This is a genomic window from Prevotella conceptionensis 9403948 (genome assembly GCF_000312305.1).
GTDB lineage: Bacteria > Bacteroidota > Bacteroidia > Bacteroidales > Bacteroidaceae > Prevotella > Prevotella conceptionensis.
In genome coordinates this window covers 427,625-435,389 of the sequence record NZ_HE999443.1, presented here as the reverse complement: position 1 = coordinate 435,389, position 7,765 = coordinate 427,625, and the positions used below count along the sequence as shown (strand labels likewise).

Below are 7,765 nucleotides of genomic sequence, written 5' to 3'. Positions count from 1 at the left end.
GTGAAATGCGTTGCCGCTACACTGCTGCGGCTACACAGATAGGCACTCTCACAACCGGCCTCAGCAAAAGACGCGACCGGCCTAACCTGCCCCGCAACTGGCCTCACAACAACCCCACAACCGGCCTCACCCCCAGCCCCTCTCCAAGGGGAGAGGGGAGTGAAATGACTTGCCAGCGCACAGCATAATCTTATCTCTAACATTGCAATAGCACTGCATATTACTCCCCTCTCCCCTTGGAGAGGGGCTGGGGGTGAGGCCGGTTGTGAGGTGGAACAGGTCTGTTGTGAGTTGGTTGCTAGTCTTTTTCATTCATTATTTAAACCCTACACATGTCTACATTCGAAAGTAGTATCCGACAAATACCCTATAAACAAGAGGCGGTGTTCAACATGTTGAGCGACCTCTCTAACATTGAACGCTTAAAAGACAAGTTGCCCGAAGACAAACTAGAACAGATGACCTTCGACAGCGACTCTATCTCGATGAGCGTTAACCCCGTTGGGCAGATTAAACTGCGCATCGTGGAACGCGAGGCACCTAAGTGCATCAAGTTTGAGACGGCCGAATCGCCCGTCTCTTTCAATCTCTGGATTCAGGTTGTGCCCAATGGCGACAATGCCTGCAAGATGAAACTAACCATCAAAGCCGAACTGAACCCCTTTATTAAAGGTATGGTTAAGAAACCATTGATGGAAGGTTTGGAGAAGATTGCCGACTTGCTGCAAGTGATTAAGTATGAGTAAGTAAGGAGTAAAATAAAAGTAGTAAGGAGTAAGTTTCGATGGGGTTAAGCAAGCCATCCGCTTTTCCGACTAGTCCGACTAGTCCGACCAATCCGACCAGTCCGACCAGTCCGACCAGTCCGACCAGTCCGACCAGTTCTACTTTATCCAACAGCCATCCACACCCCCTTTTTCACCCTTAACCAATCCGCTTATGCTCAAAACAAAATTCATCCATTACTTATCGCCACGCTTTTGCCCTTGGCAAACGCCCTATTAAGCTCGTGCGGAAAGGTAGAGAACGAGTTTTCGGACCGCCGGGCCCACTTTATTTTTGATAATCAGGTGCAAAACAACTCCGTATTGGCATCGGCAATGTCTCCCCACAGCAATGTTTTCGTAACCGTGAGCATGCAGACGCGCTACTCTGGACAAAACAGCTACGTTGAATTTAACTTCGTTGCAGGTGGTGGCGGAGCACAACAAGCATCGAAGGCCACAGCCGTTGACCAAAACAGAGGCGTTGTTTTGGGCATAAACAACGGGCTAATACTAGGCTACGGCCTGCTATCAGACCCGCCCGTGTTCTATGCCTACGACCTGCAATGCCCCAATTGCTACTCGTCTACCGCTGTTCCGCGCCGCAGTTATCCGCTAACGGTGAAGGCAAACGGGTTCGCCACCTGCGCCAATTGCCGTCGCAAGTACAACCTTTCAACGGGTGGAAACGTGGCCGAAGGCGCACAAGGCAACAAACTGATACGCTATCGCGCATCTACAACTGGGCCGTATGGCTTGTTGGTGGTGAACTGATGGGCATAAGGAAGATTACTTAAGGTTGCTTTCGCAAAGCACTGTCCTCCGTTAAACGGGCTTACTAGCCTATCTAGAAAAGCTAGAAATCCAGGAAAGACTAGCAACCCTGGAAAGACCTGCAACCCTAGAAGGACCTACAATACCAAAAAGACTAGCAAAACTAGAAAGACTAGCACAACTAGAAACACTAGATAAAACCAATTCTAGCTAGCCAAGCTAGCACACCAAGCAAGGCCAGTTATGCCCCACGTCGCACTGCAAACACCGATGTTTTACATGGCATGGCATAACAAAAGCAGCATTTTATTTTGCATTGTGCGTCTTTTAACGTAACTTTGCAGCACATTAATTCAGGGCTTCCATAGTTCAATGGATAGAACGTAGGTTTCCTAAACCTTTGATCCGGGTTCGATTCCCGGTGGAAGTACTCCCAACAAAACGCCTTCGGGCGTTTTTTTGTTATGCCATAAGCCAAGTAAAATACAGATTACAACAACCTCTTTGCCTCGTTCAGAATAGAAGTGGTTTTTCCAACACTAGCATTAAATATAGCTCATAGACTTAACAACTCATAAACTTACGAACTCATAGCCCTATAAACTTATCCTCAAACAAGCACCTAAACTTACAAATTCATTAACTTACCTCCTCATAAGCTCATAACCTCACAAACCCATTAACTTAATAACCCATAAACCCATAAACTTACCACATCATAAACTTAAAAACTTATAAACACACCTCACTACCCCGAAAGTTTAAAAATCTTTTACAAAACACACATTGCTCGCCACCCCTTCTAGCGAAAATAAAGCCGTAAAAGCAGGCAATTAGCCACTATTTCTAGCTTTTCGCGCCTTATTATTTGTCTATTTTTGAGAACAAAAGCTGTAATTTGCACCATTTTGCCTTTCTAGATTGGTTGCCAGCTCATTATTTTTAACCCCCAATTACCCACTTTTAGACCCTAAAACCCCACTTTTTAACGACCATTTTGCCCCTTTTAGCCATGTTTCTCATGCTCCAAAGGAGTTTTATTTATACCATTTCAGTGTATTTTTATGCTCTTTATCTCGCAATTAGCAGCATTTCACCCTGCGTTTTGCACCATTTTACCTTGCATTTAGCACCAAAACGCACTCCATTTAGCAGCAAAACGCATTGCATTTAGCGGCATATTGCACCACATTTAGCAACAAATGAACCTCTAAAAGGGTGAAAATGGCGGCCTTTTAAAATAAATATTCATTTTGCCATGCTCACAAGTTAACCCCATTTTACATCAAAACGAACTGCCGCGAGAATCGATTTTTTGGGGCAAGAGGGTGAAGTGGTGGATAAAAAGGGCAGCCATAGTGTTAAAAACTATACGGAAAAGCGGACAAAAGACGAGTCGATAGCAGGCGAGTTAATGAGTTTCAGACATCGGGTTAATTAAGCTAGCGGGGTTAGTTTATCTTATCTAGCTCTTCTAGTCAGATTGGTCAGACTGGTCAGGTTGGTCAGACTAGTCAGATAGGACGGACAAGTCGGACAAGTTAACAAGAGTGGTGCGCAGCCATCTTTTCACCTTTTCACCTTTTCACCTTTCCTATTTTTCACCTTTACAAGCCTTTTCACCTTTTCACCCTTTCACCTTTTCACCTTTCCACCTTCTCATTTTTTCACCTTTAAAATTCCGTCTTCCCTTCCAATCCCAACAAAAATATCTTCTTATCCAAGCCACCTGCATAACCCGTTAGTGTGCCATTTGCTCCAATTACGCGGTGACAAGGAATGATTACGCTGATGGGATTGCGGCCAACGGCTTGCCCAACGGCCTGCGCCGACATGCGCCCAGAGGCGTTATGCGCTGCTAGGTACGCGGCCAAAGCGCCATAAGTGGTGGTGGAACCATAGGGAATGGTAAGCAAACGCTGCCAAACGGACTGCTGAAAAGGCGTGCCTTGCGGACGAACGGGCGGCGGGACACCTGGATCGTGGCCTTCAAAATAGCGCGAAAGCCATGCGCGGGCAGCAACAAAAACGGGTAGTTGTGGTGCCTCTTGTAGTGTAACGCCCTTGGGATGCTTGACTTTCTCGCCCTCAAAAAGCACAGATGTAAGTGCCTCTCCATCGCTTTCGAGATGGAGTGTGCCTAAGGGAGAAGGGAGTTTGAGGAAGAAGGAACGCGTATTAGGCACAGCCTGCTTGCCACAACTAATAACCGGACTCACCGACAAGCCTTCTTCAAGAGAAAAAACCTCAGTCTCTAGCCCCTCTCCAAGGGGGGAGGGGAGTGATATGTCTTGCGATTTATGGGATTTATTGTTTTTTTTCATTGTGGTTTGATGAAGAACAGATTATTCTAAACTACTGCCAACCTCGTCTTATAAGTTGTCAGCCAAGAAGAGAGGAGCGTGAAATATTTGGCTATATCCTTGTATCTTATACTTGTAGGCTTAGAAACCGCAAGACATATTACTCTCCTCTCCCCCTTGGAGAGGGGCTGGGGGGTGAGGCCGTTTTGTGTCTTTTTTATTTCACTTCCACCCTAAACGTAGACGCAGGAAGGTCATCGCCATTCACCAGATTGGCCCTTGTGAAGGGTTGCCAGCCATATCGCACGAAGGCGGGACGGGGCACTTGCGAACACGTAAGCCTTACTTCGTTGCCCTTGATAGTGGCTACGGCTGGATAGAACACCTCGTCGTAACCCGCCACTTCGAACGTGCGAAGGGCCTTACCATCGGCCGTTTTCAATCCGTCGGCCCAATTAAAGCACACTTGCACCTCGCCGTTAGGCTGTTTGGTGGCACTTTGCACACTTGGTCCGCAGGGCGTTAGCCGCTTGAAATCGTACTGATGATAAAGGGCGAGGTGTGCCAATCGCTTGCCAACGGGGTATTTTTGGCGCGGGTGAACATCGAGCGAATCGCCCACATCGCTGCTCACGGCCATGTAAACGTACGGTAGAGTGTTGGCCATCAGTCGCTGACTGTTGCGGAACCACGGCCAAGAAGGGCGGTTGATGCTAGACAATTGCACCATGTAAACAGGCAATTGGGGGTTATCCCAGTTGGTTCGCCACGAGCTTAACAAAAGTGGGAACAGACGTTCGTGTATCTCCATGTTCTCGGCATTCGACTCGCCTTGATACCAAATAACGCCATTGATGGGGTATTTGGCAAGCGGACGGATGGCCGCATCGTAGAGATAGGTGGGCTGATAAGGGTGCATCTGCAACTTATCCGTGGTGTGCGCGATGTTCTTTCGCATGCGCTGCACCACCCACGGCATAACCATTACGTTGTCTTTAAAGCGGTCGTTCAGCAGTTCGGGATAGTTATCTTCAAGCGTTTGGCGGTCTATCCACGCCTCAGTAGGACTTCCGCCCACAGCGTTGACAATGATGCCGACGGGTATTTTCAGGCTATCGCGCAGCACCTTTGCGAAATAATAGGCCACGGCCGACACCTCGCCCATGTTTTTAGACGTGGCTTGCTGCCAGCCATTACTGCGCATATACTGCAAGTTATTGATGGAATCGAGCGCCGATTGCGACCATTCCATGTTGTCGGTATCCCATCTTGGCAAGAAGTTTAGCACGCGCAGGTTGGGGTCGTTGGCCGTTTTCAGTGTCTCTTTGGCAAGTTCGTCGTTGGCTAAGGGGAACGCCATGTTGCTCTGACCGGAGCAAAGCCACACCTCTCCTGCAACGATATTCTTAAAACGGAGCGTTCGTTGTTCGCTCGTAACGGCGAGGGTATAGGGCTTTCCCACGCGAGGTGGGGAGAAAACAATACGCCACGTGCCATCGTTTTGCACCACGGTGCTGCGCTTTTCGCCATTAAACGTGGCTACAACGCGTTGCCCAGCGTTGGCCGTTCCGTAGACATCGAAGTCGCGGTTGCGCCTAACCACCATGTTATCAGAAAAGACAAGGGGCATTTGCAGTCCGCCATAGTCGCCCGTTAGTGCCTTGTACACCACGCGCGCAAGCACTCCTGCCCCTGCTTTGTTGGGATGCAATCCGTCGGGAAACATTTGCGGAAAGGGCAACAGCGGCGTATAGAAGTCGATAAGGCGTGCGTCTGCGGCCTTTGCCACACGTTCGATGGCGGCTTGTACCAGCTTATGCCAATCGCGCGTGCCTGCCAAAAAGCGGTGATGTCGATGCGATATGGGGCTCATCTTGGCGATGTAGAAGGCGGCTTTGGGGTTAGCGACCTTGAACGAACGGATGAGCGCGATGTAATCTTTGGTAAAGTCATCGCGAAAGAACGGCCAGTTGCGTGGGTCGGTGTCGTTGATGCCAAGGTGTATCACTACAATATCGGGCTTGAAAGCCAAGGCATTCTTGTACGCCTCTTGCTCGATGTAGGGGCGATGACCGCGCGAAAGGAGGGTTGCCCCCGAGTGTCCGAAGTTGCGCACGTCGTAAGTCTTGCCCAACTTCTGTTGTAATTGGGCGGGATATGATTCGGTTGCGGGGTCGGGAAGTCCGTAACCGTAAGTGATGCTGTTGCCTACACAGGCCACGCGAATGGGTTCGGCAGCGATGGTTGCTAAGGCAAAGGCGAGTAATAAAAGGATGAAGAGGGGTCTTCGCATCGTTGGTTGGTAAATGGGGAAAAAGAAAAGGGAGTGAGGTGGCCTCACTCCCAACCCCTCTCCAAAGGGGGAGAGGGGAGTGAATCGCATGATGGGGATGTGGAGTTTGGCAGAAAGTTGAGGTTGATAAGCTGACAAGATAGTTAGCCACAAAAGGTGAAAGGGTGAAAAGGTGAAAAGGTGAAAAAATGGCTAACGCCACCACACTTCTAACTTAACTACTTAACTCCTCAAAACTTACTACTTACTACTCTACTCCTTTACCACTTACTCCTTAGAACTTATCATACTCCAAGTGGAAGTTAACGACAGCCTCGATACCCTTACGGAACATGCTTAGCGGCATGTTTTCGTTGGGCGAGTGGATGGCGTTAGACTCTAAGCCAAAGCCCATGAGGATGGTTTTAACGCCTAGAATTTGCTCGAAAGTAGAGATGATTGGAATGCTACCGCCCAAACGAGCAGCCAAAGGACGTTTGCCAAACACCATTTCTACACCACGCTCGGCAGCTTTGTAGGCAGGCATATCAATGGGGCATACATAACCCTGACCGCCATGTAGGAACTTGATGTCTACCTTAACCGACTTGGGTGCAACGCGTTTGAAGTAGTCGATTACCAGTTGGGCAATCTCTTTATAGTCTTGGTGTGGCACCAATCGGCACGAAAGCTTAGCGTAGGCCTTAGAGGCGATAACCGTTTTAGCACCATCGCCCGTATATCCGCCCCAAATACCGCACACGTCGAACGAGGGACGGAAGCCCGTACGCTCAAGCGTTGAGTAGCCTTTTTCACCAAAAAGTTCGTCTACTCCGATAGATTTCTTATAGCCTTCGAGGTCTAGCGGTATGCTTGCAAGCATCTTTCGTTCATCGTCGCTGGCCTCTTCCACCTTGTCGTAGAAGCCGGGGAAGAGTATTCTGCCGTCTTCGTTGGTTGCATCGGCGATGAGTTTACACAACACGTTGATGGGGTTGGCGATGGCTCCACCATAATGTCCTGAGTGAACATCGCGGTTTGGACCAGTCACTTCAATCTGCCAGTAGGCAATACCACGAAGTCCGGTGGTAAGCGTAGGTATGTCTTCGGCAATCATACTGGTGTCCGAAACCAGTATTACGTCGCATTTCAGCAGGTCTTTATGTTTCTCAATAAACGCGCCAAGACTGGGCGAGCCCACTTCTTCTTCGCCTTCGAGGATGAATTTGATGTTATGTTTCAGCAGGTTGTTCTTCACAACATACTCGAATGCCTTGGCTTGGATGAACGATTGGCCCTTGTCGTCGTCGGCTCCACGTGCCCAAATGCGTCCGTCGCGCACCTCAGCCTCGAATGGTTCGCTTTTCCAAAGCTCGAAAGGTTCTGCGGGCATAACGTCGTAGTGACCGTAGATGAGCACCGTTTTGGCATTGGAATCTACCATCTTTTCGCCGTAAACCATCGGATTCCCATCCGAAGGCATCACCTCGGCACGGTCTACTCCGGCCATCAACAGCAGCTCTTTCCATCTTTCGGCGCAACGTTGCATGTCGGGTTTGTGCGCTTGTTGCGCGCTAACACTGGGTATGCGGATAAGGCTGAAAAGCTCATCGAGCATACGTTCTTCGTTCTCTTGAATATACTTCTTAATC

General features: G+C 49.0%; 5 protein-coding genes and 1 tRNA gene. 3 read left to right on the top strand and 3 right to left on the bottom strand.

The features are described from left to right. The first annotated feature begins 332 nt into the window (after positions 1-332). The 3 genes from BN93_RS01570 (at position 333) to BN93_RS01560 (ending at position 1,968) form a co-directional block, all read left to right on the top strand. A complete protein-coding gene (locus tag BN93_RS01570; RefSeq protein ID WP_019186599.1) occupies positions 333-746 on the top strand; it encodes an SRPBCC family protein in 414 nt (137 codons plus the stop codon). A 324-nt stretch (positions 747-1,070) separates the two neighbouring features. Beyond that, complete coding sequence (locus BN93_RS01565) at positions 1,071-1,538, top strand: hypothetical protein (protein WP_232211065.1); 468 nt, start codon at positions 1,071-1,073, stop codon at positions 1,536-1,538. A gap of 358 nt (positions 1,539-1,896) precedes the next feature. Beyond that, positions 1,897-1,968, top strand: a tRNA-Arg gene (locus BN93_RS01560). A 1,243-nt stretch (positions 1,969-3,211) separates the two neighbouring features. Here the strand turns inward: BN93_RS01560 and BN93_RS01555 are convergent. The 3 genes from BN93_RS01555 to BN93_RS01545 all read right to left on the bottom strand — a co-directional run bounded on the left by BN93_RS01555 (position 3,212) and on the right by BN93_RS01545 (position 7,764). Continuing rightward, entirely contained in the window at positions 3,212-3,724 is a 513-nt protein-coding gene (locus BN93_RS01555; RefSeq protein WP_044259541.1) for a methylated-DNA--[protein]-cysteine S-methyltransferase, read from the bottom strand. Positions 3,725-4,058: 334 nt separating this feature from the next. Next, the gene (locus BN93_RS01550) at positions 4,059-6,134 is read right to left on the bottom strand and encodes a GDSL-type esterase/lipase family protein (protein WP_019186596.1); all 2,076 of its coding nucleotides are present in this window, start codon (positions 6,132-6,134) and stop codon (positions 4,059-4,061) included. A 274-nt stretch (positions 6,135-6,408) separates the two neighbouring features. After that, positions 6,409-7,764, bottom strand: a complete 1,356-nt coding sequence (locus BN93_RS01545) for a dipeptidase (protein ID WP_084768658.1) — start codon at positions 7,762-7,764, stop codon at positions 6,409-6,411. Position 7,765: the final 1 nt, after the last annotated feature.